19 protein-coding genes are annotated in these 26,953 nt (G+C 65.6%); 12 read left to right on the forward strand and 7 right to left on the reverse strand.

All coding sequences use genetic code 11. The features are described 5' to 3' along the window. Positions 1-175: 175 nt before the first annotated feature. A complete protein-coding gene (locus tag U0177_RS02100; RefSeq protein ID WP_409568921.1) occupies positions 176-2,467 on the reverse strand; it encodes a methyl-accepting chemotaxis protein in 2,292 nt (763 codons plus the stop codon). A gap of 424 nt (positions 2,468-2,891) precedes the next feature. Here U0177_RS02100 and tig point away from each other — a divergent pair, with 424 nt between their 5' ends. The 6 genes from tig to U0177_RS02130 all read left to right on the forward strand — a co-directional run bounded on the left by tig (position 2,892) and on the right by U0177_RS02130 (position 9,021). After that, positions 2,892-4,247 (forward strand): trigger factor, encoded by a 1,356-nt coding sequence (tig, locus tag U0177_RS02105; RefSeq protein ID WP_409568922.1) that lies wholly within the window; start codon positions 2,892-2,894, stop codon positions 4,245-4,247. 61 nt (positions 4,248-4,308) lie between these two features. After that, on the forward strand, positions 4,309-4,965 hold the full coding sequence (locus tag U0177_RS02110) for an ATP-dependent Clp protease proteolytic subunit (protein ID WP_409568923.1): 657 nt from the start codon (positions 4,309-4,311) through the stop codon (positions 4,963-4,965). Positions 4,966-5,019: 54 nt separating this feature from the next. Continuing rightward, on the forward strand, positions 5,020-6,327 hold the full coding sequence (gene clpX, locus U0177_RS02115) for an ATP-dependent Clp protease ATP-binding subunit ClpX (protein WP_409568924.1): 1,308 nt from the start codon (positions 5,020-5,022) through the stop codon (positions 6,325-6,327). Between the two features lie 65 nt (positions 6,328-6,392). Next, positions 6,393-7,130 carry a response regulator gene (locus U0177_RS02120; protein ID WP_409568925.1) on the forward strand — a complete coding sequence of 246 codons (738 nt, stop codon included), beginning with the start codon at positions 6,393-6,395 and terminating at the stop codon, positions 7,128-7,130. Between the two features lie 412 nt (positions 7,131-7,542). Beyond that, on the forward strand, positions 7,543-8,463 hold the full coding sequence (locus U0177_RS02125) for a S1C family serine protease (protein WP_409568926.1): 921 nt from the start codon (positions 7,543-7,545) through the stop codon (positions 8,461-8,463). Positions 8,464-8,547: 84 nt separating this feature from the next. Beyond that, entirely contained in the window at positions 8,548-9,021 is a 474-nt protein-coding gene (locus U0177_RS02130; RefSeq protein ID WP_409568927.1) for a zinc ribbon domain-containing protein, read from the forward strand. Between the two features lie 44 nt (positions 9,022-9,065). Here the strand turns inward: U0177_RS02130 and U0177_RS02135 are convergent, their stop codons facing one another. Both U0177_RS02135 and U0177_RS02140 read right to left on the reverse strand, forming a co-directional pair. After that, positions 9,066-10,613, reverse strand: coding sequence for a prenyltransferase/squalene oxidase repeat-containing protein (locus U0177_RS02135; RefSeq protein ID WP_409568928.1), 1,548 nt, complete (start codon positions 10,611-10,613; stop codon positions 9,066-9,068). A 550-nt stretch (positions 10,614-11,163) separates the two neighbouring features. After that, positions 11,164-12,144 (reverse strand): STAS domain-containing protein, encoded by a 981-nt coding sequence (locus U0177_RS02140; RefSeq protein WP_409568929.1) that lies wholly within the window; start codon positions 12,142-12,144, stop codon positions 11,164-11,166. 432 nt (positions 12,145-12,576) lie between these two features. Here U0177_RS02140 and dnaE point away from each other — a divergent pair, with 432 nt between their 5' ends. From dnaE to U0177_RS02170, 6 genes are all read left to right on the forward strand, one after another. Then, on the forward strand, positions 12,577-16,389 hold the full coding sequence (gene dnaE / locus U0177_RS02145; protein ID WP_409568930.1) for a DNA polymerase III subunit alpha: 3,813 nt from the start codon (positions 12,577-12,579) through the stop codon (positions 16,387-16,389). Between the two features lie 368 nt (positions 16,390-16,757). After that, a complete protein-coding gene (locus U0177_RS02150) occupies positions 16,758-17,540 on the forward strand; it encodes an SDR family oxidoreductase (protein WP_409568931.1) in 783 nt (260 codons plus the stop codon). Positions 17,541-17,726: 186 nt separating this feature from the next. Continuing rightward, a complete protein-coding gene (locus U0177_RS02155) occupies positions 17,727-18,623 on the forward strand; it encodes an SRPBCC family protein (protein ID WP_409568932.1) in 897 nt (298 codons plus the stop codon). Next, the gene (locus U0177_RS02160) at positions 18,624-19,793 is read left to right on the forward strand and encodes a zinc-dependent alcohol dehydrogenase (RefSeq protein WP_409568933.1); all 1,170 of its coding nucleotides are present in this window, start codon (positions 18,624-18,626) and stop codon (positions 19,791-19,793) included. A gap of 203 nt (positions 19,794-19,996) precedes the next feature. Continuing rightward, positions 19,997-21,037 (forward strand): SDR family NAD(P)-dependent oxidoreductase, encoded by a 1,041-nt coding sequence (locus tag U0177_RS02165; protein WP_409568934.1) that lies wholly within the window; start codon positions 19,997-19,999, stop codon positions 21,035-21,037. A gap of 399 nt (positions 21,038-21,436) precedes the next feature. Next, entirely contained in the window at positions 21,437-21,559 is a 123-nt protein-coding gene (locus tag U0177_RS02170) for a hypothetical protein (RefSeq protein ID WP_409568935.1), read from the forward strand. A gap of 218 nt (positions 21,560-21,777) precedes the next feature. Here the strand turns inward: U0177_RS02170 and tatA are convergent, their stop codons facing one another. The 4 genes from tatA to U0177_RS02190 form a co-directional block, all read right to left on the reverse strand. Further along, a complete protein-coding gene (tatA, locus tag U0177_RS02175; protein WP_409568936.1) occupies positions 21,778-21,939 on the reverse strand; it encodes a twin-arginine translocase TatA/TatE family subunit in 162 nt (53 codons plus the stop codon). Between the two features lie 180 nt (positions 21,940-22,119). Then, on the reverse strand, positions 22,120-23,490 hold the full coding sequence (locus tag U0177_RS02180) for a PqqD family peptide modification chaperone (RefSeq protein WP_409568937.1): 1,371 nt from the start codon (positions 23,488-23,490) through the stop codon (positions 22,120-22,122). 100 nt (positions 23,491-23,590) lie between these two features. After that, positions 23,591-24,394, reverse strand: coding sequence for a glycosyltransferase (locus tag U0177_RS02185; RefSeq protein WP_409568938.1), 804 nt, complete (start codon positions 24,392-24,394; stop codon positions 23,591-23,593). A gap of 38 nt (positions 24,395-24,432) precedes the next feature. After that, the gene (locus U0177_RS02190) at positions 24,433-26,886 is read right to left on the reverse strand and encodes a DUF6065 family protein (protein ID WP_409568939.1); all 2,454 of its coding nucleotides are present in this window, start codon (positions 26,884-26,886) and stop codon (positions 24,433-24,435) included. Between the last annotated feature and the right edge of the window lie 67 nt (positions 26,887-26,953).

Below are 26,953 nucleotides of genomic sequence, written 5' to 3' on the forward strand. Positions count from 1 at the left end.
TTCGGGGGTGGCTTCGCCGTTTTGATAGTGCTCAGGCAGCCCGCAGCTATGCTTTGGGCTGCCTGAGAGCCTGTTTGAACAGGGGGTGCGCGAGGGGCTAATCCCCTCGCACTTCTTTCAAACAGCTTCTGAGAAGCCAACCATGCCAACCGAGCATGAATGCGCTGCGCCAGTGCTAGAGCTGGTACACCGCAATCGCGTCTTGCAGCGAGCGCGCGAGGTTTTGCAGATCCTGCGCGGCCTGCTCGGCCTGGCGCGTGCCCACCAGCGTTTGCGCGGTCGCCTGCTGGATGGCCACCATCGCCTGGCCGATCTGCTCCATGCCCAGCATCTGCTGGTGCGCGGCGGCGGCCATCTGCACGTTTGCCTGAGCGCCCTTCTCCACCTCGTTGGCCATCTCCTTGATCACCTGGCCCGTCTGCGATACCAGCCGCGCGCCGCTCTCGGCCCGCCGCGTGCCCTCTTCGGTCACGTCCACCGCGGCCTTGCTCACCCGCTGGATCTCGCTCAAAATCTGGCGCACCTGGCCCGTCGCACCCTTGGCCTTGTTCGCCAGGTCGCGCACCAGCCGCGCCAGCCCCTCGAGATCTTTGTCTTGCTGATCCGAGCGGGTTGCCTCGATCGCCGCGTTTTGGCCCAGGTTGTTGATCTGGTCGGCCAGCTCGCTCACCGAGGCGATCAGCGTGCCGATCGAGCGCGTCTGCTCGGAGAGCGTGCCCAGCGTGGTGGCAATCTGGCCGACCTGCTGGCGGATCATGCTCATGCTGCTGATCGTCTCGGCCACCATCTCGTTGCCCTCGTGCGCGACATTCAGCGCCGAAAGGCTGCTCTCGGCCACCTGGTTGGCCTGGTTGGCGGTCTGCAGCGCGATCGTCTTCACCTCTTCCACGGCGGTGGCGGTTTCGGTGATCGCCGCAGATTGCTCGGCCGACGACGCGGCTTGCTCGGTTGTGGCCGCCGAGATCTGCGCGACTGCGGCGGCGATCGCGTTGGTGCCCGCCTGTACCTGCCCGGTGATCTGGTGCAGGTTCGACACCATGCTGTTGAGCCCTTCGGCTAGCTGCTCGAGCGCGCCATCGTAGCTTGCGCGCAGCCGCTGCGTCAGGTCGCCGCGCGCGACGTTCTGCACAAATGCCAGGTACTCGCCGACGGCGCGCTCGAGCAGCTGGCGGTTCTCGGTCTCGGCCTGCTGCAGGCGCTCGGCTTCGGTGCGCGCCTCTTGCTCGGCGGCAATGCGCGCCTCAAGCGCGTCGGCCATGCTGTCGAAGCTCGCGCCCAGCGCGCCGATCTCGTCGCGGCGCCGCAGCCGCAGGCGCTGGCCCAGGTTGCCGGCGGCGATCGCCCGCGCCGCCTCGGTCAGCTTCCCGATCGGCGAGCTTAGCAGCTGCGCGAGCACCAGCGCGAGTACCCCCGAGACAAACAGCGTGCCCAGCCCGGTCAGCAGGATCGTCTGCTCGGTCGAGCTCACTACTTGCAGGCTTTCGTCGCGCGCCTGGTGCACCACAATGCTCCAGCCCAGGTTCGCGATCGCCTGGTCGTCGGTGATCGTCCGCACTGGCGCGTGGCTCACCAGGCTGGGGATGTTCAGGTAGCTCATCTCCATGTAGCTCGCCGCCGAGGTCAGAATCTGCGAGAGCGTCGCCGGGTCGAAGTCGGCCACTTTCTGATCGGCGGTGAGGTATTGCGCCTCGGTGAGAAACAGCTCGGTGCGGCCGGTCGCGCCGATGTTCGCGCTCGTCACCTGCTTCACCAGCGCGTCGAGCCGGTAGGTGCTGCGCAGCACGCCGATCACATCTTTCGAGGTATTGCTATGCAGCGGCACTGCTATCGTCAGCGCCAGCGTCCGCGCGCTCTCGTCGTAGGTCGGCTGGCCAATATACACCGCTCCCTGGCCGTTGTTGAAGGCCTTCTGCCACCAGTCCTCGTCGGCCTGGTAGTAGTCGGATGTTCGGTTGGTGCTTGCCAGCAGCGCGCCATACTTATCGGTGACAAATACCTCGACATTGTCGGGGAAGGTGCTGCGGAACTCCTGCAGCTCGCCGGCCACCTGGTTGGTCAGGTGATCCTGGATCAGCGCGTCGGTGTCCTTCGCGGCGATCCACTGCTTGTCGAGCGCTTCCACCGTCGCCTGGATGTTGGTGCCGGCCGCGTAGCTCGCGTTGGCCTTTGCCGCGCCATCCTGCACTACCTGGCTCAGCGCGAACGACTGCATCAGCCCGATCTGCCGGTTAAGCAGGTTGCCCACCGAGATCCCCGCCTGCGTGGCGGTGGTGTGCAGCGTCTCGCCGGCGCTGCTGGTAAGCTCCTGGCTGCTCGTCCGATCGCTGAACAGCGCTACGGCCATGCTCGAGAGCGCCGAGAGGATCAAAAACATGAGCATGAGTTTGAAGCGTAGCGGCAAATCGGCAAAGAGCCCGCCACGCGGGAGCGCCGGGCCTGGCGCTGCGGTTGCAGTTGTCTGTGTCATGTCCATTTCTCACATCCATTCAAGCCAAAAATACAAACGGTCTAAAGCCATGGTTCGATCTCGCGTTCCGGTTCATTGCTTCGAAGCCGTGGGGGCACGCTCTATCGCGCCCGTACCGTGCCACGCCGGAGCTTCGGGGTTGAGCCGCGCCAAAGCGACATAATTGCCATATCTATCGGTTATTCTAAGATCGGAAGGCCTGGCTGATAGATTCTCTTTGATGATAAATCGACAACCGATGCATAGTGCCGGCCTGCGGCGCGATTCAGCGTGCAGAAGCGATTTGGCGGTTTCGGCCAAGCCGAAACCGCCAAATCGCCAGAAGATCAAGCGGCTTCTTTGCACGGCCGCGCCTTCATGCTATAATGTCGCGAGTATCATCGCGCCTGGTGTGGATGGCGCGTCAGTATTTGGAGCAGCATCTGTGAAGGTTACCGCTGAAAAATTGCCCAAGAGCTTGCTCGCATTGCAGATCGAGCTCGATCAGGAGCAAGTTGAGAAGGGTCTTGATCGCGCCGCACGGCGGCTCTCGCAAAAGTATAACATCCCCGGTTTCCGCAAAGGCAAAGCTCCCCGCTTCATTGTCGAAAATTATTTCGGCCGCCCCGCGCTGATCGAAGAGGCCTCCGAGGATCTGATCAACAAGGCCTTCAAGGCCGCGCTCGAACAAGAGAACATCACCCCGGTCGGCCGCGCGAATCTCGATCAGAACGATGTGCACTTCGACGCGCCGCCGTTTAGCTTCCGCGTCACCGTGCCCGTCGAGCCGACGACAACTCTGGCCGACTACCGCTCGATCCGCGTGCCCTACACTCCCGGCGAGGTCACCGAGGCGATGCTCGACGAAGCCATGAGCTCGCGCCGCGAGCGCCACGTGGTGCTGCGCGAGCCCGACGAGGCGCGCCCGGCTCAGCAAGGCGATCAGCTGACGGTGCAGATCGAAAGCTTCCTCGACGGCGAGCCGCTCGAAGAGCGCGACGAGGGCGCCGAAGTGCCCGAGACGAACGTCGTGCTCGATCCTGGCCGCCTGCTCCCCGGCCTGTTCGATGGCCTGCTCGGGATCGCGCCCGGCGAAGAGCGCGAGATCGTCGCGCATATGCCCGCCGACCACGAGAACGAAAAAGTGCGCGACCGCGATGTCACCTTTAAGGTCGCGCTCAAGCGCATCCAAGAGCGCCTGCTCCCCGAGTGGGACGAGCTGCCGGTGCTCGAGGAAACCGAGGGCACGCTCGACGAGCTGCGCGAGCAGACGCGCGGCGAGCTGGCCGCGACCATGCGCTCGAACCAGGAGCGCGAGGTGCTTGACACCTACCTGAAGCAGCTGGTCGAGCAGACTGAGTACGACATCCCCGACGCGCTGATCGAGCAAGAGGCCGACGAGCTGCTGCACCAACGCGGCCACGAGCTCGAGCGCTACGGCATTACGCTCGAGCAGATGCTACAGTATCGCGGCCAGTCGCACGACGACGCCGTCGACGAGCTGAAGCCCGAGGCCGAGGAGCGCCTGAAAACGACGCTGGCCCTGCGCCAGATCGTTGAGGCCGAGGGCCTCTCCGCCGATGATCACGAGGTCAGCGACGAAATCGACCGGCTTGTCGATACCTACGACGAAGAGCAGCGCGAGCGCACGCGCGAGCTGCTAGGCGGCCAGCTGCGCGGCACCGTCGCTAGCGGCGTGATCGACCGCAAGCTGCGCGCGCGGCTGTTCGAGATCGCGACTGGCGCCGCACCCCAGCCCGCCGAGGCGGCTGAGGCGAGCACGGTGGTAGCCGAGGAATAGCCCAGGCTACAGCCGCCCCGCCAATTGGGCGCGCGGCTCGGGCCTGTACTGGAGAAGGCGTATGGACTGGACAACTCAATACACGGCCGAATGGCTCGCCTCGCGTCCCGAGGCGCTGATCCCCATGGTGGTTGAAAGCACGAACCGCGGCGAGCGCGCCTTCGATATCTACTCGCGGCTGCTCAAAGAGCGCATTATCTTGCTTGGCACTCCCATCGAAGACCAGATCGCCAACCTGATCGTCGCGCAGCTGCTGTTCCTCGAGCACGACGACCCCGAGCGCGATATTTCGCTGTATATCAACAGCCCGGGCGGCTCGATCTACGCCGGCCTGGCGATCTACGATACCATGCAGGCGATCCGGCCGAGTGTCTCGACCGTGTGCGTGGGCATGGCCGCCAGCATGGCGACGATCGTGCTGGCCGGCGGCGCCAAGGGCAAGCGCTACAGCCTGCCGCACTCGACAATCCATATGCACCCGGCGATCGGCGGCGCGCGCGGCTCGGGCCCCGATGTCGAGATCCAGGCCCGCGAGCTGCTGCGCATGCAGCAGCTGGGCCGCCAGCTCATGTCGAGCGACACCGGCCAGACGGTCGAGCGCATCGCGCGCGACTTCGACCGCGACCTGTTCATGACGCCCGAGCAGGCCAAGGAGTACGGCATCATCGACGAGATCCTGAGCCGCGAAGATATGGCCGCGCTCTCGGATAAACGCTAGCGGAGGCTCGCGGCCGGGCAGGCTCTCGCCACCCGCCACTGTGTGGAGTAACCCATGGCCCGCACTCGCAGCAACAATACTGGCCGCGGCGCCTATCTCTGTTCGTTTTGCGGCCGGGGCCAGGATGAGGTTCAACGCCTGATCGCCGGCCCCGGCACTGTCTGCATCTGCGATGAGTGTGTTGGCCTGTGCAGCGCGATCATCGCCGAAGAGGCCGAGAGCCAGCCGGTGGCGGCGCGCCACCTCGCCGCCGGCCCGAGCCGCCTGCCAGCGCCACGCCGCCTGCGCGAGCGCCTCGACCAGTACGTGATCGGCCAGGATCGCGCCAAGATCGTGCTCTCGGTCGCCGTGTACAACCACTACAAGCGGCTGCGCAGCGCCCATCAGGTCGATGATGTCGAGCTTGGCAAGAGCAACGTGCTGCTGATTGGCCCCACCGGCAGCGGTAAAACACTGCTCGCCCAGACGCTGGCGCGCGTCCTTGATGTGCCGTTCGCGATTGCCGACGCCACCGCGCTCACCGAGGCCGGCTATGTCGGCGAGGATGTCGAGAACATCCTGCTGCGGCTGATCCAGGCCGCCGACGGCGATGTCGAGCGTGCCCAGACGGGCATTATCTATATCGACGAGATCGACAAGATCGCCCGCAAGGCCGATAACCCCTCGATCACCCGCGATGTCTCGGGCGAGGGCGTGCAGCAGGCGCTGCTGAAAATCCTCGAGGGCTGCGTGGCCCACGTGCCGCCGCTGCCCGGCCGTAAGCACCCCCAGCAGGAATACATCGCCTTCGACACGGCGCACGTGCTGTTCATCTGCGGCGGCGCCTTCGAGGGCCTCGACCAGCTGATCGCCCGCCGCGTCGGCGGCCGGCGCACGCTCGGCTTTCAGCACGGCGCGCCCTCCGACCGCGCGGCCGAGCAGAAGCAGCTGCTGGCGCAGTGCACCCCCGACGACCTGCTGCGCTATGGGTTCATCCCCGAATTCATTGGCCGCATGCCGGTGTTTGCCGCGCTCGACGCGCTCGACAAAGACGCAATGATCCGCATCCTCACCGAGCCGCGCAACGCGCTGATCAAGCAGTACCAGAAGATGCTGGCGCTCGATCACGTTGAGCTTGAAGTAACGCCCGACGCCCTTGAAGCGATCGCCGCGCGCGCTATGCAGTCGCGCACCGGCGCCCGCGCACTGCGTACAACCGTCGAGGAAGTACTGCTCGACATTATGTACGATGTGCCTTCGCAGGATCATATCGGCCGCTGCATCATCAACGCCGAAGTTGTCGAGGGCCGCGGCCACCCGATCATGGTGCCGCGCACGCCTGAGCGCACCGAGTACCGCCGCCGCATGGAAGAAGCCGTCTAGCCAATCTACGATGCACGATTGCGGGCAAGCACTGCGAGCCTGCCAATCGTACATTCAGAATCGTTATGCGCCTGATACGACGAACTTCCGATCGTGCTCAAGATGAAGGAAACGCGCCGCGCCGCATTCTCGTGGCCGACGACGACCCCTCGATTGGCACGCTGATCCAGGTGACGCTGAAAGACCCGCGCTACGAGATCGTGGCCGTGAAGAATGGCCTCGAGGCGCTTAAAGCATTTGAGGGCGGCAAGTTCGACGTCGTGATCCTCGACGTGATGATGCCGTACGTCGATGGCTTCGAGGCCTGCCAGCGCATCCGCGAGCGCTCGGATGTGCCGATCGTGATCCTCACCGCGCGCGATGGCACCGACGACGTGGTGCACGGCTTCGAGCTTGGCGCCGACGACTATATCATCAAGCCGTTCAAAACCGCCGAGCTGATCGCGCGCGTCGAGTCGATCCTGCGCCGCGTCGAGGGCTATAAGCACCGCGCCGCGCCGCCGATTGTGCGCGTCGGCGAGCTCGAGATCGACGAGCCGCGTCACCGTGTCAGCGTGCGCGGCCAGCCCGTAAACCTCACGCCAATGGAGTTCGAGCTGCTGTACTTCCTGGCGGCCAACTACGGCCAGGTGTTCGACCGCGAGACGCTGTTCCGCGAGGTGTGGGGCTACGATTACGTTGGCGAGACCAACCTGGTGGATGTGTGCGTGCGCCGCCTGCGCGAAAAAGTCGAGGTCGAGGCTTCGCGCCCGCGGATCATCGTGACGGTGCGCGGCGTCGGCTATAAGCTGGCCGAGCCCTGAGCGCGCTTCCGCGAAGGCATAGGCAACAATCAGAGGTTCGGGGGCGGCTGAGCCGCCCCCGAACTTCTTTTCTACCACCGAAAAGTCCTTCACGGTGGGGTTCGGGGCGGCGTGCAAACCTCCACGGTGGGGTCTGGGGGGCGGCTGCGCCGCCCCCGAGATCCTTTTCAGTGCGGCGCCCAGCGAAGCTGGGCGCTGCACAAAAACAAAACCTTTCTCAGCGCCACCGCGCAAGTATTATAGTTTCATAAGAATCGTAATCATGTAACTATTATTACATTGACTTTCCAATTACCAGCGGATATACTTAAGGTCATTAAGTATCTGGCAGATCCTCTGGCGCGGCCGGCGCGGCGCGTGACGAGGCGGAAAGGCGCAGGCAATGAGCACGGTAGCACAGGAACACGAAGCAATGGATGCGTACTCGCACGCGATCACCACGGCGGCCGAGCGCGCTGGCCCGGCTGTTGTCAAAGTCGAGACCGGGCGCGGCGCGCAGCGCGGCCGGGGCCAGGGCATTGGCTCGGGCGTGATCTACAGCAGCGAAGGCTATATTCTGACGAACGCGCACGTGGTGGCGGGCGCCTCGCGCGTGCAGGTGACGCTGCCCGACGGCCGCGTGCTGCCGGCTGGCGTGATTGGCGCTAGGCCCGAGCGCGATCTGGCGGTGCTGCGCGTGGGCCAGGGCGGCCTGCCCGTCGCCGAGCTGTATGCCGCGCCGCTGCGCGTGGGCCAGCTGGTGGTGGCGATCGGTAACCCCTACGGCCTTGATTTCACCGTGACGGCGGGGGTCGTGAGTGCGCTGAATCGCTCGCTGCCGCTCGACCGCAGCACCACGCTGGGCCAGCTGATCCAGACCGACACGCCGATCAACCCTGGCAACTCGGGCGGGCCGCTGGTAGATGTGCAGGGCCGCGTGATCGGCATCACTACCGCGATTCTGCCGTACGCCCAGGGCCTCGGCTTCGCCATCCCTATCGGCAGCGCGCTGGATGTGATTGGCCAGCTCACCGAGGCGCACCGCCAGGGCATTGGTCGCGGCGTGCTGGGGATCAGCGGGCTGGATGTGCCGATCGGCGACGACCTGCGGCGCGCGCTGACGCTCGAGCAGCCCAGCGGCGTGCTGCTGCTCGAAGTAGCTCCGGGCGGCGCGGCGGCGCGCGCCAGCCTGCACAGCGGCGATATCATCCTGTCGCTGGGCGATCACAGAACCGACAGCGTCGACGCGCTGCGCCAGGCTGTGCAGTCGCTCAAGGGCCGTAGCCCCTGGCCGGTGAGCTTTCTGCGCGATGGCCGGCGGCGCCGCGTTTCGCTGGTTCCTGTAGTACAATAGCTGCACCAAACACACGCTGGCGAGCGTCTCAGCACATGACGACGTGTGATGCGCGGCTCTCGCGAGCTTCGCGATGGAGGAGCTATGGGGCTTTTCGATAATATCAGCAAGACGATCTCGCAAGTAGGCGACCGCGCCAAGTTCGAGGCCGACAAATTTCAGCGAACAACCAAGCTGCAGAGCGAGCTCAACGATCTCAAGCGCCAGATCGACAGCAGCCGCATGGAGTTTGGCGACCGGGCGATCCAGCTGTTTCGCGCCGGCCAGATCCAGTCGCCGACGCTGGGCGAGCTGCTGAAGACGCTCGACCGGCTGCAGGGCGAGGTGACGTTGAAAGAGGAGGCGCTGAAGCAGGCGCAGGCCGAGGCGTATACCGAGCCGGCGCCGGCAGCTGCCCCGGCCGCGCAGCAGGTGCCGATCACCAGCGAGCCGGCGGTGCGCCCCACCGCGCCAATGCCGGGGGCCGAGGCGGCTACGAAGTTCTGCGCGAACTGCCGCTTCCAGATGCCGTCGTCGGCGGTTTTCTGCCCGAACTGCGGCGCGCGCCAGGGCGCGTAAGTGCGGAAGTTTACGGAAACACGCGGGTGAGCGCTCGTAGGCGCTTACCCGCGTGTTTTTGCGGATAATGTTGTGCTCGTGGCATCCGCGTACGCCTGCTCGGGCAGCGTCGCCACCAGCTCGACGATCCGCACGATCCGCAGCGGCCGGTATGCGTCTTTGTCGAGCCACAGCTGCGGCGCGCGCTGCCGGAACGGCTGGTACTGATCGAGCATCCACTGTTCGGCCGCAGCCAGCGCCAGCTGGCCTTCCTCGTGCAGCACGCCCTGCCGCCGCAGGTGCCGCAGCGCCAGTACGCCATACGCCGTCTCTTCGGTGGTGGGGCCATGATGGCTGCCCCAGCCGCCGCTCGGCGCCTGATAGCTGACGATTTCGTCGATCGCGCGATCGAGCTGGCGCGCGTAGCGCTGGTAGGGCAGCGCCAGCAGCGCCTGGCTGGTGGTATAGAGCCACGAGCTTTGCCACTTATCGCCCATCCAGCGCCCGTCGCTCTGCTGCTGCTCGATGATGTAGCTGTACGCCGCGGCGGGGTCTTCGCCGAGCAGGCACAGGGCGTGGGCCGCGTGCGCCACCACCGAGAGCGATGGCTGCAGCTCGCCGGGAAACGCGCAGAAGTGCGAGTTGACCGCGAAGCGGCGTAGCGGCGCCGAGCTTACGCTCTGCCCGGCCGTGTGCAAGATCGCCAATGCGGCGGCGGTGTCGTCGCCGTCGGGCATGAAGTAGTCGCTAAACCCGATGCCCTCGGGCCGGAAGGCCGCCTTGAGCGTTTGCACCTGCGGCTCGATCGTATCGCGCAGCGCGGGGTGCCTGAGCAGGCCGGCGAGGCAGAGCATGTACATGCCGAAAACCAGCTCGAAGTGGTTGATCGGCCAGACACCCGGCACCACGCCGGGCAGCCCAACCCCCGTCATCGTCGCGGCGCGCTCGAGGTAGCCAAGCGCGCGCTCGCGGGCCTCGGCCAGATCAGGCCGGTCGCGCGCGGCCTGAAGCCAGGCGGCGGTGGCCGCAGAGCTATGGCCGACCCCGCCAGTGCCGTCGAGCAGCGCGGGCGACGGCTCGACGCCCCACCCCTCCCACGAATGCACCGGCGGCGTGCCGGGCGGCCATTCGCGCCCGGCGATCAGCTTGCGGCGATGTTTGCCCAGGGCGATGAGCTGCACGTATGGCTCGATCGGGATCTTCAAACCGGCGCGGGCTGTTTCTTCCAGCAGGTGCGGCAGCAGCAGCTCTACGCCCACCGGTAGATCGTCGGTGAGGCGCGCCCAGTAGCTGGCCTGGTGGCGTAGAAACGCCAGCCCGGCGTATATCGAATGCTGCTCGTGCACCCGCGAGCCGTACTTTTGCAGCGCCAGAATGGCCGCGAGCGTCGATACATCGCGCGCGCGCGGCACCGCCGGCTCGCCCCAGCCGCCGTCGGGCTGCTGCTGCATCTCGAGCCATTCGAGCGCAGGCCAGATCATGCCCGCCGGTGGCATAAACCGCAGCACCTGGGCGGTTTCGTAGATCGACGGGCTATTCATACCGCCGCCTTTGCCCAGCTCGCGAATGCTATGGCGTAGATCGGTCAGTAACACATCGGCAATATGGCTCATTGCCCCACTCCTCAGCACCACTCGCTACGCGGTAGCCTCGTGGGCGGTAGGCTACCTCCACGCGTCCGAAGGCGCCCCAATGCCGTTCTTCTGGGGTCGCCGTACCTCGCGGCTGCGGCTTGCCGCAGCTTGCAAAAGCAAACAATGCCTACACATATGCATCGGGGAACTCGTGGCATTGGCAAGCGCCAAACCGCACGCCGCCAGTGTCTTCTCCTTGGCGCGCCAAATCTATGTGCAGCGAGGGCGCAGTGCCAGCCGGCCAGACATCTACCACGAGCCTGGCCAGGCAGTAGTAGCATGGATATGCTACGATGCAGGAGAATACTAATCGCTATAGTACCACATTCTTAACTGAAAATATACAATTTGCGGGAACAATCTGCCGGCCACGCATGAAGGGAGCGATGAAGTGACACGAGGCGTACCGCCGTTGGTACCATAGCGCCGGCAAAGATGATGCTACTACAATAATACGTAGAGTCTGGGGAAAAATGTTGGTTCGGCGCGCAGCGGTACCAAAATCGGACTAAAGGCAACCGAGGGGCGGTTACCCAGCCGGCGAGAGATCGCGCCGCGCCGTAGCGAGGTGGCGAGCCAGCGCCTCCTGCGGGCTGCGCGCGGTAGCCATCGAGCCAAGCCCAATGTCGAGATCGACCAGCGTCATGGCGATAGCCGCCGAGATACCGCTGAGCGTCACCTGGCAGCCGAGCAGCCGCAGCGCCTGAGCGGTGCCAAGCAGCCCGTGCGCTACGGCGGTGTCGATCGCCGGCACACCGGCAATATCAAGGATCACCAGCTGGGCGCGCTGCTCGGCGGCGGCGTGCAAAATGCGGCTGGTGAGCGCCTGCGCGCGGCGGCCGTCGACCGTGCCCACAATCGGCACGAACAGCACGCCCTCGGCCAGCGGCGACACCGGTGTTTCGAGCGTTGCGACCAGCTCAAGCAGCTGGCGCTGCTGGCCAAGCTGGCCCTCGAGCTGTAGGTTGACCTCGGCCAGATCGTGCGACTGCCGCTCGGCCTGCGCCAGCGCGGCCTCGGCCTGGCTCGCGTGGGCCTGCGCCTCGGCCAGCGCGGTATCGGTAACGATCCGCGCCAGCACCAGGCCACCGACGATCAGCGCGTACAGAATATACAGCGGCGGGTCGCCCGGCAGCGCGGTAATGCCCGAGCGCAGCACAAAAATCGCCGGCGTCGCCAGCGCACAGGCCAGCACCCAGGCCGGCCGGCCGAGGATCAGCGCCGTCACCGGCGGCACGATCAGGCTGAAAATCGTGGCGATGCTGAACAGCGGCGGCGGCGGCACCAGCCCGGAGAGCAGCGCGCTGCTGATCACGATCGCCAGCGGCGCATAGCGCCAGCCGCGCACATACACATACAGCAGCAGCGCCGCGATGACGATACCGATCAGGTTCATAGTGACGGCGAAGGCCGGGCTGCCTGCGGCGATCTGGTAGATCCCCAGCAGCACAAGGCCGACGACGACCATCGCCTGCGTGCCGATGCCAACCTGGCGTTGGGTAATACGCATTCTAGGCTCCTTTTGTGGGCAACCGGCGGCCTAGTGCCTGCCCACTGCACACGCGGCCGCTATACGCCATGATACAGCGGCGATTGCGCTCGTCTAGCGACAATAGCGCTTCTGTTTGATTACAAACAGCGCACTAGCACATGAATTCTATCAACATTATCCACAGGTTATCCCCAAAAACGCTTACACATTGCTCGGCGCATAGCTGCCGGCGAGCCGCATGAGTGTGCTATAATGAACCACAGAGCGGCAGTTCTGCGGCTGGCCCGCGCGCGTTATGTTTATATAGCGCGATAGAATGCCGTATATTCTGACACCTCACCACGGAATGCGCATGCTTTGCTGCATGGAAGTGTTTCCCGGGAAACCCGCGAACTTCAGTGGTGTAAAGATTTTTTACCGAGCTGGCATAGCGCAAGGCGGAGCACGCTCATGAACGAATTCACGCACCTGCATGTTCACTCCGAGTATAGCCTACTGGATGGCTATGCCACCACCAAAGGCATTATCGAGCGCGCGGCCGAGCTTGGCATGGACAGCATCGCGCTGACCGATCACGGCGTGATGTATGGCGCGATGGATTTTTACGCCGCCGCGAAGAAAGCCCACGTCAAGCCGATCATTGGCATGGAAGCGTACATGGCGCCCGGCTCGGTGAAAGACCCGATGGTGAAGGGCGGCAAGAACTACTTCCACATGCTGCTGCTGGCCAAGAACGAAACCGGCTACCGCAACCTGGTGAAGCTGACCTCGCGCGCGCACCTCGACGGTATGGCGCGCGGCGTGTTTGCCAGGCCACGGATCGACCGCGCGCTGCTCGAGCAGTACCACGAGGGCATTGTTGCGACGTCGTCGTGCATTGCCGGCGAGGTGATCCAGCACCTGACGCAGCAGCAGAAAAAAGAGGCTCGCGCGATCGCCGCCCACTACCGCGATCTGCTCGGCCCCGAGAACTACTACCTCGAGCTGCAGCTGCACGGCAATACGCCCGAGCTTGAGCCGATCAACGACGAGCTCGTGCGCATCGGCGCCGAGCTGGGCATACCGCTGGTGGCCACCAACGATACCCACTTCGTCCGCCGCGAGGACCTGGAGGCCCAGAAGCACGTGATGGCCATGGGCTTCAACCTCACGATGAAGGAGTTCTGCAGCAAGAACTACCAGATGGACGACACCTACTATATTATGTCGGGCGAAGAGATGTGGCAGCGCTTCAAGCGCTACGGCAGCGCGCCGCTCGAGAACAGCCGGCGTATCGCCGAGATGTGCAACCTGAAGCTCGACTTCGGGCGCGTGCAGCTGCCACAGCTGAACTTCATCCCCGAGGGCCACGACGCGGCCTCGTTCCTGCGGTTTGTGTGCGAAGAAGGCCTGATGAAGCGCACCGGCGGCCAGCCGACCGAAGAGTACGTGCGCCGGCTGGACTACGAGCTCGACGTGATCAACGCCACCGGCTTCCCCGATTACATGCTGATCGTGTGGGACTACGTCAAGTTCGCGCGCACGCACGGCATCCCTGCGCTGCCGCGCGGCTCGGCCGGGGCCTCGCTGGTGCTGTACTGCCTGTTTATCACCGACGTCGACCCGATCAAGAACAAGCTGCTGTTCGAGCGCTTCCTCTCGCGCGAGCGCCTCGAGATGCCCGATATCGACACCGACTTCGCCGACTCGCGGCGCAGCGAGATCCTCGAGTATATCGCGCATACCTATGGCCGCGAGAACGTCGCGCAGATCATCACCTATGGCACGCTGGGCGCCAAGGCCGCGCTACGCGACATGGCGCGCGTGCTCGACATCCCGCTCAGCGAGGTCGACCGCGTGGCCAAGCTGATCCCGTCGCTGCCGGTGGGCACCACGATCGCCCAGGCGCTTGAGCGCGTGCCCGAGCTGAAGCAGATCTACGACGGCAACCCCGACCTGCGCAACCTGATCGACTGGGCCCAGCGCGTCGAAGGGCGCATGAAAAGCGTCGGCACGCACGCCTGCGGCGTGGTGGTGAGCCGCAGCCCGCTCGACGAGATGGTGCCGCTGCAGCGCACCTCGAAAGACGAGAACGCCGTGATGGCGGCGTTCGAAGGCCCAACGCTGGCCAAGATGGGCCTGCTCAAGATGGATATTCTGGGCCTGGCGAACCTCTCGATCGTGGCCGAGGCGCTCAAGTATATCGAGCAGACCACCGGCCGCAAGCTCGAGCTGGCCGACATCCCGCTCGAAGATCGCAAGACGTTCGAAAGCCTCGGGCGCGGCGAGACCACCAATGTGTTCCAGCTTGAAAGCGCGGGCATGACCCGCTACCTCATGCAGCTGCGCCCAACCCGCGTCGACGACCTGTATGCCATGGTGGCGCTGTACCGGCCTGGCCCGCTCGAGCAGATCCCCGTCTACATCCAGAACAAGAACAGCCCGCAGGGCATCAAGTACCTGCACCCGATCCTCAAGCCCATCCTCGAAGACACCTACGGCGTGATCGTGTACCAGGAGCAGATCATGCAGCTGCTCCAGACGATCGCCGGCTACACGCTTGGCGAAGCCTACATCGTGATCAAGGCGATCAGCAAAAAGAACAAAGAGCTGATGGCCGAGAACGAGATCCGCTTCAAAGACGGCTGCCTGAAAAAAGGCATCAGCAAAGAGATCGCCGACCAGCTGTGGGATCTCATCCTGCCGTTCGCCGGCTACTCGTTTAACCGCCCGCACGCCACGCTGTACGGCCTGCTGAGCTACCAGACCGCCTGGCTCAAGACGAACCACCCGACCGAGTATATGGCCGCGGTGCTTACGGCCGCCGCCGGCGAGATCGAAGAGGTGGCCAAGAGCGTGGCCGAGTGCTCACGGCTGGGCGTGGCGGTGCTGCCGGCCGACGTGAACCGCAGCAGCGAGGGCTTCACGATCGAGCGGCTGCCCGACGGCCAGCTGAAGGACTTCGCGAACCGCCTGGGCGTTCGCTTCGGCCTCTCGGCCATCCGCAATGTCGGCAGCGGCCCGGTGCATGCGGTGATCGACGCGCGCGCCAAGGCCGGCCCGTTCAGAAGCCTTGAAGATTTCTGCGACCGGGTCGACCGCGCGGCGCTGAACAAGCGCGTGCTCGAAAGCTTGATCAAGTGCGGCGCAACCGACGCGCTGGCGGGCACGCGCCACCAGAAGCTGCACATCCTCGACGCGGCGCTGGCCGCCGGCATCGAGGCCCAGCGCGCGCGCGAGGCCGGCCAGTCGAGCATGTTCGATATGTTCGGCGGCGGCGCCGACGGCGCCGTGACGGTGCAGGCCGTCGGGCTGCCGATCATCCGCCACGAGCCGCAGCACGATAAAGAGATGCTGGCCTGGGAAAAGGAACTGCTGGGCATGTATGTGTCCAATCACCCGATCGCCAAGGCCCTCGACGGCATGGATATGACCGGGATCACGCCGCTGGGCCAGCTCGGCGACGACTTGGTGGGCAAGGTGCACACCTTTGTGGGCATGATCGGCGGCGCCAAGCGGCTGGCCACCAAGAAGGGCGATAGCATGCTGGTGGCCACGCTCGAAGACCTGGAGGCCTCGGTCGAGCTGGTGGCGTTCCCCAAGAGCTTTGAGAAATACCGCGACCTGCTGCAGGACGACGCGCTGCTGCGCGTGACCGCCAAGGTCGATAAGCGCAACGAGAGCATCCAGCTGCTGCTGGAGAGCGCCGAGGTGCTCGAGCCGGTCGCGCGCCCGACCGCCGATCTGCCGCCGCAGATGGACTTGGAGGGCCAGGCCGACAGCATTCCGATCGTGCCCGACGACGCCGGGCTGATGGCCGGCCCGGCCGACGATGCGCCGCATCCGGCCGACCTGGCGGCCCGCGCGCTTGGCGCAGCTGCGGCCGCAGGCCCCGCGCCCGACCCGGCGCCGGCAGAGCCGCCCGCCGACAGCCCGATCAGCGTGATCCGCTCGCGCATGAAGGTGGGCGCGAACGGCAACGGCAATGGCAACGGCAATGGCAACGGGCATTCCAATGCCAACGGCAGCTATCCGCCGCCGCAGGCCGGCCAGCAGCTGCGGCTATACCTGCCACGCACTGGCGACTACGACGCCGACGTGCAGCGCATGCACAAGATCGACCGGCTGCTGCGCCAGAGCGCCGGCGACGACAGCGTGTTTCTGCATATGCCGGCCGGCCCGAACGTGGTGGTGCTGCAGCCGCGCCACAAGGTGCGCTGTAGCGCCGAGCTGATTGGCGCGCTGCGCGGCGAGCTTGGCGCCGAGAGCGTGGTGCTTGGCTGATACCACATCCGGCTGAGCACAGGCTGTATGTAGGGGTTCGGGGATGGCGAGGCCGCCCCCGAAATGTTGTGCAGCCGCCCGGATCGTGAAAAAAGAGCGCCGCCGCATATGCGGTGCCGGTGGCGCAGGCCTTGTGGAGGCTAGCCGCAGGCTGGTACAGCACGCCAAGCTGATTGGAGCGCGAGGGTAAAGCCCTCGCGCTTTTCTGTTGTCATACTCTGTTCGCTTGATCACGTATAGATTGTGTTGCACTACGTGGCTTCGCCACGCAGTGCAACACAAAGATGCGCCCGCCGGCTCGCTCGCCCCTGGCACGCTCCCTGCTTACCCTCTCCGAGGATTGGAGAGAGCGAGCGAAAGGAGTGAGCATGCAATTCAACGAGCAAGTCGCGCTGATCACCGGCGCCGGCTCGGGCATTGGCAAGGCGGCAGCAGTGGCGTTTGGCCGCGCCGGCGCCAGGGTGGCCGCGCTTGGCCGCACCGCCAGCGAGCTGAAGCAGACCGTCGACGAGATCGCGCAGGCTGGCGGGCAGGCCATGCCGGTGGTGGCCGATATTGCCAAGCCCGACGAGATGCGCCAGGCCGCCGAGCAGGTCGCGCAGCGCTGGGGGCGCATCGACATCGTATTCGCGAATGCCGGCATCAACGGCGTGTGGGCGCCGATCGAAGAGCTGAAGCCCGAGGAGTGGCAGCGCACGATCGATATCAACCTCACCGGCACGTTTCTGACGATCAAGTACGCGGTGCCGTACCTCAAGCGCAATGGCGGCTCGGTGATCGTCACGGCCTCGGTGAATGGCACGCGGATCTTCAGCAACACCGGCGCCACCGCCTACTCGTGCACCAAGGCCGCGCAGGTGGCCATGGCCAAGATGCTCGCGCTGGAGCTTGCGCCGCAGAAGGTGCGCGTGAATGTGATCTGCCCCGGCGCGATCGAGACGAATATCGACGAGAACACCGAGCGGCGTGACCTCGAGCACGTGCGCATCCCCGTTGAGTACCCCAAAGGCTCGCAGCCGCTCACCGGCGGCCAGCCCGGCTCGGCCGAGCAGGTGGCCGACCTGGTGCTGTTCCTGGCCTCTGATCAAGCCAGCCATATCACCGGAACCGAGATGTGGATCGACGGCGCCGAGTCGCTGCTGCGCGGCTAGCGGCCCGTGGGGCGCAAAAGCGGGTACTTTTCTTGCCAGGGCTTACACGGCTAGCCTGCTCAGTCTTCGGCAGAGCGGTACTATTCGATGCAGAGCGCGGAAAAACCGCACACAATCCGCTGCCGCAGGCAGCATCAGCCACACGAGGTGGGCAACCGCGTGAGTGTGTAAAAAGAGGAGAACGAGATGAGTCAATCATATCTGGCCCCCAGCCGGGCGGCGCCAGGCGACATGCGCAATGTTGGCCAGCAAGAGCGCCTGGTATCGGTGGTGGGCGGGCCGCTGCTGGCGCTTGCTGGGCTTACACGCGGCGGCCTGGGCGGCGCCGGGATGGCAGCGCTCGGCGGCGTGTTGCTGTACCGCGGCCTCACCGGCCACTGCCCGGTGTACGGCGCGCTGGGCGTCAGTAGCGCTACGGCGCCCGCCGGCCCGCTGCGTACCGAGCAGAGCATCATGGTGAACCGGCCGCCCGAGCAGGTGTATGCCTTCTGGCGCCAGCTCGCCAACCTGCCGCAGTTCATGAAGCACCTCGAGGCGGTCGCGCCGATCGACGAGCGCCGCTCGCATTGGGTTGCGCGCGGCCCGGCCGGCTCGCAGGTGGCATGGGACGCCGAGATCACCGACGACCAGCCGAACCGGCTGATCGCCTGGCGCTCGCTGCCAAGCTCGGAGATAGAGAACAGCGGGTCGGTGCGCTTCGAGCCAGGCCCCGGCGGCCGTGGCACGCTGCTGCGCGTGCTGCTGAGCTACAACCCGCCGGCCGGCGAGCTTGGCGCGGCGGTGGCGGCGCTGTTTGGCGAGGCACCGCAGCAGCAGATCGCCGCCGACCTGCGCCGGCTGCGCAGCATCCTCGAGGCCGGCGAGATCCCGACGATTGTGGGCCAGCCGAGCGGCCAGCGCACCGCGCTGGGCAGCCTGCTCGACGCAACCCAGCACAACGACGCGAACACCCGCCAGGCCGGCGCGCGCCAGCCGAAATCGGTGGTGGACGAAGCCTCCGAGGCGTCGTTCCCGGCAAGCGACCCGCCCGGCTGGGTGGGCGGCCACACCCGCGAGGCCGAGCGCGAAGTAGGAGGCAGCTAGATGAGAGCATTATGCTGGCGCGGCAAACGCGATGTCCGGGTCGAGACCGTGCCCGATCCCGAGATCATCAACCCGCGCGACGCGATTATCAAGGTCACCAGCACGGCGATCTGCGGGTCGGATCTGCACCTGTACGACGGCTACATCCCCTCGATGGAGGCCGGCGACATCCTCGGCCACGAGTTCATGGGCGAGGTTGTCGAGATCGGCGCGGGCGTGAGCAGCCTGAAAGTTGGCGATCGCGTGGTGGTGCCGTTTACGATCGCCTGCGGGCAGTGCTTCTTCTGCCAGAACGAGATGTGGTCGCTGTGCGATAACTCGAACCCGAACGCGGCGGTGCTTGAAAAACTGTACGGCTCGTCGGGCTCGGGGCTGTTCGGCTACTCGCACATGATGGGCGGCTACGCCGGCGGCCAGGCCGAGTATGTGCGCGTGCCGTTTGCCGATGTCGGGCCGCTCAAGATCCCCGACGGCCTGGCCGACGAGCAGGTGCTGTTCTTATCCGATATCTTCCCCACGGGCTACATGGCCGCCGAGAACTGCAACATCCAGCGCGGCGATACGGTGGCGGTGTGGGGCTGCGGCCCGGTTGGGCAGTTCGCGATCAAGAGCGCCTACCTGCTGGGGGCCGAGCGCGTGATCGCGATTGACGAGGTGCCCGAGCGCCTGGCGATGGCGCGCGAGCAGGGCCAGGCCGAAACGATCGATTTCTCGAAGGAGCACGTGCTGGAGCGGCTGAAAGAGCTTACCGGCGGGCGCGGCCCGGACTCGGTGATCGAGGCGGTGGGCCTGGAGGCCCATGGCACCAGCATCGACGCGATGTACGATCGGGTGAAGGCGGCGGCGTGGATGGCCACCGACCGGCCGCACGCGCTGCGCGAGGCGATCATGGCCTGCCGCAAGGGCGGAACCGTCTCGATCCCCGGCGTGTATGGCGGCTTCCTCGACAAAGTGCCGTTGGGCGCGGCCTTTAGCAAGGGCCTGACATTTAAGATGGGCCAGACACACGTGCATAAGTACCTCAAGCCGCTGCTCGAGCACGTCGAGCGCGGCGATATCGACCCGACGTTCGTGATCACCCACCAGCTGCGGCTTGAAGACGCGGCCAAGGGCTACGATGTGTTTAGCCACCGCGACGACGGCTGCATCAAAGTGGTGCTGAAGCCGTAGCCGCCGCGTTGCCTTGGCCGGGGCGCGGCTTTGCGGCTCTGCCGAAGGCTGAGCGCGCTAGCTAAGTAAGCCCTATGGAAATAACAATGGTAGGGCGTGGATAGTAGCTTTGCTACCATCCACGCCTCACCAGGGATGTTCGGAGGGGCAAAGCCCCTCCGGCTCCCCTATTTCCGATGAAGGCCGTAGAGAAAGCAAATCTTATGAATGCAACAACGAAATTCGCCCTGGCGATTGGTGCCGGCGCAGCTGTGCTGCTGGCGCGCCGGGTGCTGTGGCGCGGCGCGCCATACAGCTTCCGCGGCAAATCGGTGCTGATCACCGGCGGGTCGCGCGGGCTAGGGCTGGTGCTGGCGCGCGAGCTGGCGGCCGAGGGCGCGCAGCTGACGCTGGTGGCGCGCGACGCCGCCGAGCTCGACCGGGCGCGCGCCGAGCTGGCGGCCGAGGGCGCGGCGGTGCAGGGGTTTGCCGCCGACGTGCGCGAAGAAGCCCAGGCCCGCAGCGCTGTCGAGCGCGCCGTCGAGCGCTACGGCAGCATCGACGTACTCGTTAACAACGCTGGCGTGATCCAGGCCGGCCCAGTCGAGCATATGCAGCTTGCCGATTTCGAGGATGCCATGGCCACGCATATGTGGGGCGCGCTGTACACCATGCGCGCCGCGCTGCCGCATATGCGCGCCCAGGGCGGCGGCCGCATCGTGAACATTTCGTCGATCGGCGGCAAGGTGGCGGTGCCGCACCTGGTGCCGTACACCACCAGCAAGTTCGTGCTGGCCGGCCTTTCGGATGGGATGCGCGCCGAGCTGGCGAAAGACAACATCGCGGTCACCACGGTATTCCCCGGCCTGATGCGCACCGGCTCGCATTTCAACGCGCTGTTCAAGGGCCAGCACAGCAAGGAGTTCACCTGGTTCTCGCTGCTCGACGCCCTGCCGATCAGCTCGGTGAGCGCCGAGAGCGCCGCGCGCCAGATCGCCGAGGCGGCGCGCCAGGGCCGCCCGCAGCTGGTGATCTCGATCCAGGCCAAGGCGCTGGCGCTGCTGGCCCAGCAGCTCCCTGGGCTATCGGCTGGCGCGCTCAAGCTGATGAACCGGCTGCTGCCCGCGCCAACCGGCGCCGCCGGCGACCAGAGCAAGCCGGGGCGCGCCAGCCAGTCGGCGCTGGCGCCGTCGCTGCTCACCAGCCTGGCCGACCGCGCCGCCGCTGAGAACAACGGCCTGGGAGCGCGCGAGGCCGGCGCCTAGCCCAATACTTTTCAAATACAGGACTTACGTGGTGTCCTCCCGCATGGGAGGTTTGGAGGGCGCAAGCCCTCCAAAATCACTCTTTTTAGCTGGTCGCGGCCACCGCCGTGCCCGCGACCAGCTAAAAAGGAAGTTTTCGGGGCGGCAAAGCCGCCCCCAAACCTCCACCAAAGTGTCAGTAATCAAGCGAATTTGGTATCAAATACCGCTTTGTGGCTCAAGCGATCGCCTCTGATGCGTCGGGCGCGGCTGGCCAGGCCGAATTTCGTGTGGCCCCCGCGCGCCGGCCAGCAGCACGTTAGCGTGCGCCTCGAAGAAGCGCTGTCGCCAGGGCAGTGCGCGGCCGCACCATTTGTATCCGGCGCGCGCGTGACGCACAGCGCCTGAGGCGAGGGGGTTGTGCAGAGCGTTGGCGACCGCAGCCTCACCGTGCTGTTCGACGCCGTGGGCTACAAGACGCTGGCAATTGCCACGGTGCGCGAGCGCGGCCTGCTACAGGCGAGCCGAGCAGAAGATCTGTAGAAGCTGGGTTGCTGGTATGCCGTAGCTCATACCGGCTTGGTATGAGCGCGTATGGTTTGAGTTGGCCGCGCACCCACGGGCATGGCGCGCGACCACAACGGGCAAGCTGGGCGCTAGAGGCTGCGCGTGTTCATAAGCTTCGGCGCGCCGCCTTTCGCTTTCTGTAGGGCAGGCGCTATAGAGCGCGAACTGTTCGTTGCGCGTGGCGCCGAGCTGGCTTAGCTTTTCGACTGCTTGCTGGCAGGATCGTCGTCGCGCGCGGCGTTCTTGAACTCGCGGATGCTTGCGCCGAACTCGCCGGCCACCTTGGTGATGCGGCGCGCGCCGAAGAGCAGTAAGACGATGGCGAGGATGACCAAGAGCTCTGGTACGCCTAGCATTATTGCACCTCCTGCTAAGACAAAGCTGCCAATGGGACGTGTCGATGCTCTGTATGGGGTTTTCCGCGCTTCGGGCGGAAAACCCCATACGATTCTGCCGAGGGCTGAGCATGCCAACTGCGTAAGTTCTATTGATATATTCCACCGCCACAAATTGAGAAGCCCAAGCCCTCCTGGCTACTAGCCTGATGCGCCGGTCGTGGTCGTGGTAGTCGGCTCGATGGTGGTCGTGGTCGTAGTCGGCTCGGCCGTGGTCGTGGTCGTGGTAGTCGGCTCGACGGTGGTCGTGGTCGTGGTAGTCGGCTCGACGGTGGTCGTAGTTGTGCTGGTCGGCTCGGCCGTGGTCGTGGTCGTAGTGGTCGGCTCGGCCGTGGTCGTGGTCGTGGTCGGCTCGACGGTCGTAGTCGTAGTAGTCGGCTCGACGGTGGTCGTAGTCGTAGTGGTCGGCGGCTCGGTTGTGGTCGTGGTGGTGGTCGGCGGCTCGGTTGTGGTCGTGGTGGTGGTCGGCGGCTCGGTTGTGGTCGTAGTGGTGGTCGGTGGCTCGGTTGTGGTCGTAGTGGTGGTCGGCGGCTCGGTTGTGGTCGTAGTGGTGGTCGGCGGCTCGGTTGTGGTCGTGGTGGTGGTCGGCGGCTGGGTCGTGGTCGTCGTGGTAGTCGTCGGCGGCTGGGTCGTGGTCGTGGTGGTCGTGGTTGTGGTCGTGGTCGTCGTGGTGTTGTCCAGGCGCACCTGGATATTGCCGCCGCTCAGCTTCGTGCCGGCATACGAGTTATCCGACTGGTTTATCTGGTTATCGTAGATGACGACGCCTTCCGTGGTGGTGATCTTGATGCGGAAAGTATCGCCGCCCCGGTTGTCGTGCTCGTCGTGCTCGTGGTTGTTGTTGCCGCCGTCGGTGACGGTGAGCAAGAAAATGAAGCTGCCCTTGCCGTTGATCGTGCCGATGCCCCTGAGCTTGGCGCGCGAGCCGGATCCGCTCAGCGAGGTGAAGCTAGTGCTCTTGAACTTCAGGTTGCCGGCTTTGAATTGGAACTCAAGGCGGCCGGTGGGCGGGCCTCCGTTGGAAGGGAGCGTCGCACTGAAGTCAAACGTCGCCTTGCCCTTCGCCGATTGCTTTTTGGGGTAGGCGCCGGCAGGCGAGTTGATCCAGCCGCTGCCGCTGATATAGTTCTTTTTACTCCCCGCCAGCGCCGTCTGTACCGGCGTGACGACCGGCAAGAGCGCCAGCGAAAGGCCAGCGGCGGCCAGCATTTTGAAGAAGCGCCGCCGCTCCGGGTCGGAGGGGCGGATCACGCTTGTCTGGAGCAGGCCGGCCTTGCTCAGCTCGTCGAGCGACAGCTCCAGCAGCTTCTCGGCGTGCTGCTCGGTCAGGTTGAACTTGAGGCGCAGGAGGTTGGCCAGCTGCTGCGGCGAGGTCTCGCCGTCGCAGTGCTGCCAGACGAGCGCGGTTGTGGTGTTCAACACATAGGTCGTGCTATTCTGCACGTTGTAGACGCCGAGTCCGTCGCCGACAGCAACCGTGCGGGCGCGGGCAATACGTTGTGGGTTGCTCATAGGTTTCCTTTTCTGCTGTTGTTGGGCGTGCGAGCAAACAGGAACGTTTGGGCTCTACGCGTCTCCTGCGAGGGAGATTGCCGCCAGGTGAAATCTTTGTTTATGCTGGCACCTCCTGTGGCTGAGCCGCGGGTTCGAGCTGTAACGATGCGATGTAATCGTCAACCAGCTTTTGGTAGTCGGTCTTCCAGCGCGGCGTCAGCGCGATGTGGCCCTGGCGAACCTCGCCCTTCTTGGCGCGCTGCCGAACATACTGCTCCACTTCCTGGTGGCCGATGTTTGAGTTGGGGCGGTAGGTGCCGTAGACGCTCATATGGTAGGAGCCGATGCCGCCCCAGCGGTAGATGTAATAGAGCTCTTCGAGCTTAATGGCCTTGTACGGCGCGACCGAGCCGCGGAAAGCTTTCCCAAGCCGCGTCTCGAACACCTGGTCGTAGCCGGATCCCTCCGGCGGGTAGCCGTGCACCGCGTCGAACAGCGCCCGCGACCAGCAGCTCCCGGCGTGAAAGAAATTGCCTACCGGGCCGCTCAGGGTGCCGCGATCCCAAAACCAGGCTTTGTCTGGCTTGAAAAAACCTTTCTTGGGCTCGAAGTGCCGCACCGAAAACGCGAGCCGGTGCGGCAGGTAGATGTCGTCGTCGTCCCAGACGAACAGCAGATCGTATGTGGCCAGCGCAACGGCCAGGTTCATCTTCTGGCCGACCGTGTGCAGCCGCTTGGGCAGGTTGACCACGTGCACCTCGGGGTGCTCGAAGGCAAGCGTCTGCTGCTCGTAGTCGTTCAGGACGATCAGCTCCTTCGGGCCGGCGTAATCCTGGCGCAGAAACGACTCGATGCTTTCTTCCAGCAGCTCGGGCCGGGCGTAGGTCAGGCAGATGCAGCTGACACCGGGCGTTTGATCCATCGTACGTTCTCCTCCGCTGCTTGCCGCAGGGCCGCGCGTCATACGTTGCAGCTGTCCTTGAAGCGCTCGAAGTACCAGTCGTCGTCGTGCACGCGCCGGGCGGCAAACTCGGCGCGCCGCTGCCAGACATCGCTGTCGACGGCGTGGGCCATGGCCGGGCCGAAATCGCCCTGGCTCTTGAGCGCATTGACGACCCGGCCGATACGCTCCTGGCTGAAGTGCAGCAGCGCCACGCGCAGCTGGTTGTGCGTCACAATGCCGTGCTTCAGCTGCAGCGGGTTTTCTTTGCGAAAGTAGTGCAGGATGGCCACCTCGGGCACGACCCAGACCTCGTAGCCCAGCAGCCAGTAGCGCACGCACAGCTCCAGATCTTCCGAGCCCCACTGCGGCATGCCTATGTCAAACGCCCCGGCGCGGTCGAGCGTCTCGCGGCGTATGGCCATGAAGCCGCCGCCCAGCGACGGCACCGGGTAAGGCTCGGCCTGCTTCCATCCCAGCCACTCGACGCGCAAGTTTGGCTCGGCAATGCGCTGCGCGTACGCGGCGTTGTGCTCGGGCTTGCCCATGATGCCAATGCCGGGGCCGACGACGCCGACATTCGGGCGGTTGAGCGTGGCGACCACCGGCTGCCACCAGTGCGGCGGAATATCGATATGCGCGTCGGCGAAGACGATCACCTCGCCGCGCGCCGCCTCGAGCCCGCGGTTACGCGCCCCCGCCACGCCCAGCGGCCTGGCCGACTGGATGAGCAGCACGTCGTCGCAGCTGCTCGTGCGGTTCGCGAGAAAATCGGCGCTGCCGTCGGTCGAGCCGTTGTCGACGACAATCACCTCGCATCGGGCCGGCAGCGTGGCCTGGAACTGCTCGACGGTGCGCCGGAGCAGCACCGATTCGTTTAGGGCCGGCAAGACGACGCTGATTCTGAGCGGGTGGTTGTTCTTGAACAGCGCGTCAGCCGCCGCTTCGTCCATCGGCGGCGGCCCCGGAATGGCGAAATACGGCGGAGGAAACGTCTCGGCCGCCGGGGCCGTCTCGGGCGCGCGCTCGCCCAGGAAATCGCGCACCAGTGCGGCGTAGTCGCTGTTCCAGTGCGGCTCAAGCACGATCCGCCCCTGCGGGATGCGGCCGCGCGCGACCTGCTCTTGCATATACGCCAGCACGCCGCTGTCGGCCGAGCCATTCTGGCCCGAGGCGCTCAGGTGGTACGAGCCGGTGCCGGCCCAGCGGTAGATGTAGTAGAGGTCTTCGGGCGCGAGCGGCTGGCCCTTGGTCGCGCCGGCCCGCAGCTCTTCGCAGGCCCGCTCGAACCTGACGTCGAAGGCAGTGCTGATGTGCTGGTAGCCCTGGGTTTCGGCGAACAGCGCGCGCGAGAAGCAGCAGCCGCCGTGAAAGATATTGCGCTCGGGGCCGCTGACCTTGCCGTTGTTCCAGAACCAGGCGCGCTCGGCTTTGAAAAACCCGCGCCTTGGCGCGAAGCGCGCCACCGAGAGCGAGAGCCGGTGCGGCAGGTAGATGTCGTCGTCGTGCCAGACGAACACCAGGTCGTGCGAGCAGAGCGCCACCGCCGCCTGGTACTTCTCGCCCACCGAGGCGAAGCGCTGCGCCAGGTTGACGATGCGCACCTCGGGGTGGTCGAAGCTCAACGTCTGGTCGGGGTAGTCGTTCAGGACGATCAGCTCTTTCGGGCCGGGGTAATCCTGGCGCAGGAACGACTCGATCGCCTCTTCGAGCAGCGCGACGCGGCCGTAGGTCGGGCAGATGCAGCTCACCGGCGGGGCCTCGCTCAGCCCTGCCGCCCAGCGGCTGGCTGGCGCGGCGTGGGCCTGCGGCTCGGAGGCGACGCTCTCGGCCTCGGCGGGCGGCTGCGCCGGGTCGCTTTCATCCTGGAGGCTGCGCAGCGTGTCGAGCACGGCCGGGGCCAGAATATGCTGCTGGAATTCCTGGGCGTATGCCTCGGGCGTCTGCTCGGGGCCCAGCTGCTCGGCCTCGAACTGCTCGAGCAGGTGCTGCGGGTACGGCAGCAGCACGGCGAACGGCTCGCCGGCCGCGAAGCGCACCGCCTGGCCGGCGCGGGTGAACTGCCAGCAGGCGGTGATCGTGACCGGCAGCAGCGAGGCGTCGAGGATCTGCTCAAGCGCGGCCAGGCCGTCCTTGGGCGCGTTCACCGGGCCGCGCACCCACAGGCTGGTCTCCTCCTCGGTCTGGATCTGGTAGCCGGGGTAGAAGCTCAGCCGGCCGCCGCCCAGCAGGCTGCGCACAAACGGCGGCGTGTCGGCCTCGGGCGCGTCGAGCTTGATGTGGATGTCTTCGGGCAGCGGCCCGCCGTTCCAGCTGGCCTCGAAGCCGTATGGGCAGCGCAGCTCCCAGCCGATGCTGTTGGCCGCGCTCAGGTCGAGGTCGCCGAGCGCCGCGCCCGCCGCCCACGCGCGCTCGCCCGGCGCCGGGGCGAGCGGGGCGGCCTGGTTGTGCAGCTGGTAGGCTTTTATTTTCATTCGATCGATCTCCATTTCCCTGGTAGCGTATGTGGGCAGCGGGAGCCGTAGCCTAGCCACGGCGGCG

The sequence above is a fragment of the Kouleothrix sp. genome, from assembly GCF_046328425.1.
Lineage (GTDB): Bacteria > Chloroflexota > Chloroflexia > Chloroflexales > Roseiflexaceae > Kouleothrix.

Bases quoted from the DNA above. Each gene is read 5' to 3' on its own strand.
- U0177_RS02100 (WP_409568921.1), bottom strand. From the start codon at position 2,467: ATGACACAGACAACTGCAACCGCAGCGCCAGGCCCGGCGCTCCCGCGT.
- U0177_RS02110 (WP_409568923.1), top strand. From the start codon at position 4,309: ATGGACTGGACAACTCAATACACGGCCGAATGGCTCGCCTCGCGTCCC.
- clpX (WP_409568924.1), top strand. From the start codon at position 5,020: ATGGCCCGCACTCGCAGCAACAATACTGGCCGCGGCGCCTATCTCTGT.
- U0177_RS02120 (WP_409568925.1), top strand. From the start codon at position 6,393: ATGCGCCTGATACGACGAACTTCCGATCGTGCTCAAGATGAAGGAAAC.
- U0177_RS02125 (WP_409568926.1), top strand. From the start codon at position 7,543: ATGGATGCGTACTCGCACGCGATCACCACGGCGGCCGAGCGCGCTGGC.
- U0177_RS02130 (WP_409568927.1), top strand. From the start codon at position 8,548: ATGGGGCTTTTCGATAATATCAGCAAGACGATCTCGCAAGTAGGCGAC.
- U0177_RS02135 (WP_409568928.1), bottom strand. From the start codon at position 10,613: ATGAGCCATATTGCCGATGTGTTACTGACCGATCTACGCCATAGCATT.
- U0177_RS02140 (WP_409568929.1), bottom strand. From the start codon at position 12,144: ATGCGTATTACCCAACGCCAGGTTGGCATCGGCACGCAGGCGATGGTC.
- dnaE (WP_409568930.1), top strand. From the start codon at position 12,577: ATGAACGAATTCACGCACCTGCATGTTCACTCCGAGTATAGCCTACTG.
- U0177_RS02150 (WP_409568931.1), top strand. From the start codon at position 16,758: ATGCAATTCAACGAGCAAGTCGCGCTGATCACCGGCGCCGGCTCGGGC.
- U0177_RS02155 (WP_409568932.1), top strand. From the start codon at position 17,727: ATGAGTCAATCATATCTGGCCCCCAGCCGGGCGGCGCCAGGCGACATG.
- U0177_RS02160 (WP_409568933.1), top strand. From the start codon at position 18,624: ATGAGAGCATTATGCTGGCGCGGCAAACGCGATGTCCGGGTCGAGACC.
- U0177_RS02165 (WP_409568934.1), top strand. From the start codon at position 19,997: ATGAATGCAACAACGAAATTCGCCCTGGCGATTGGTGCCGGCGCAGCT.
- tatA (WP_409568936.1), bottom strand. From the start codon at position 21,939: ATGCTAGGCGTACCAGAGCTCTTGGTCATCCTCGCCATCGTCTTACTG.
- U0177_RS02180 (WP_409568937.1), bottom strand. From the start codon at position 23,490: ATGAGCAACCCACAACGTATTGCCCGCGCCCGCACGGTTGCTGTCGGC.
- U0177_RS02185 (WP_409568938.1), bottom strand. From the start codon at position 24,394: ATGGATCAAACGCCCGGTGTCAGCTGCATCTGCCTGACCTACGCCCGG.
- U0177_RS02190 (WP_409568939.1), bottom strand. From the start codon at position 26,886: ATGAAAATAAAAGCCTACCAGCTGCACAACCAGGCCGCCCCGCTCGCC.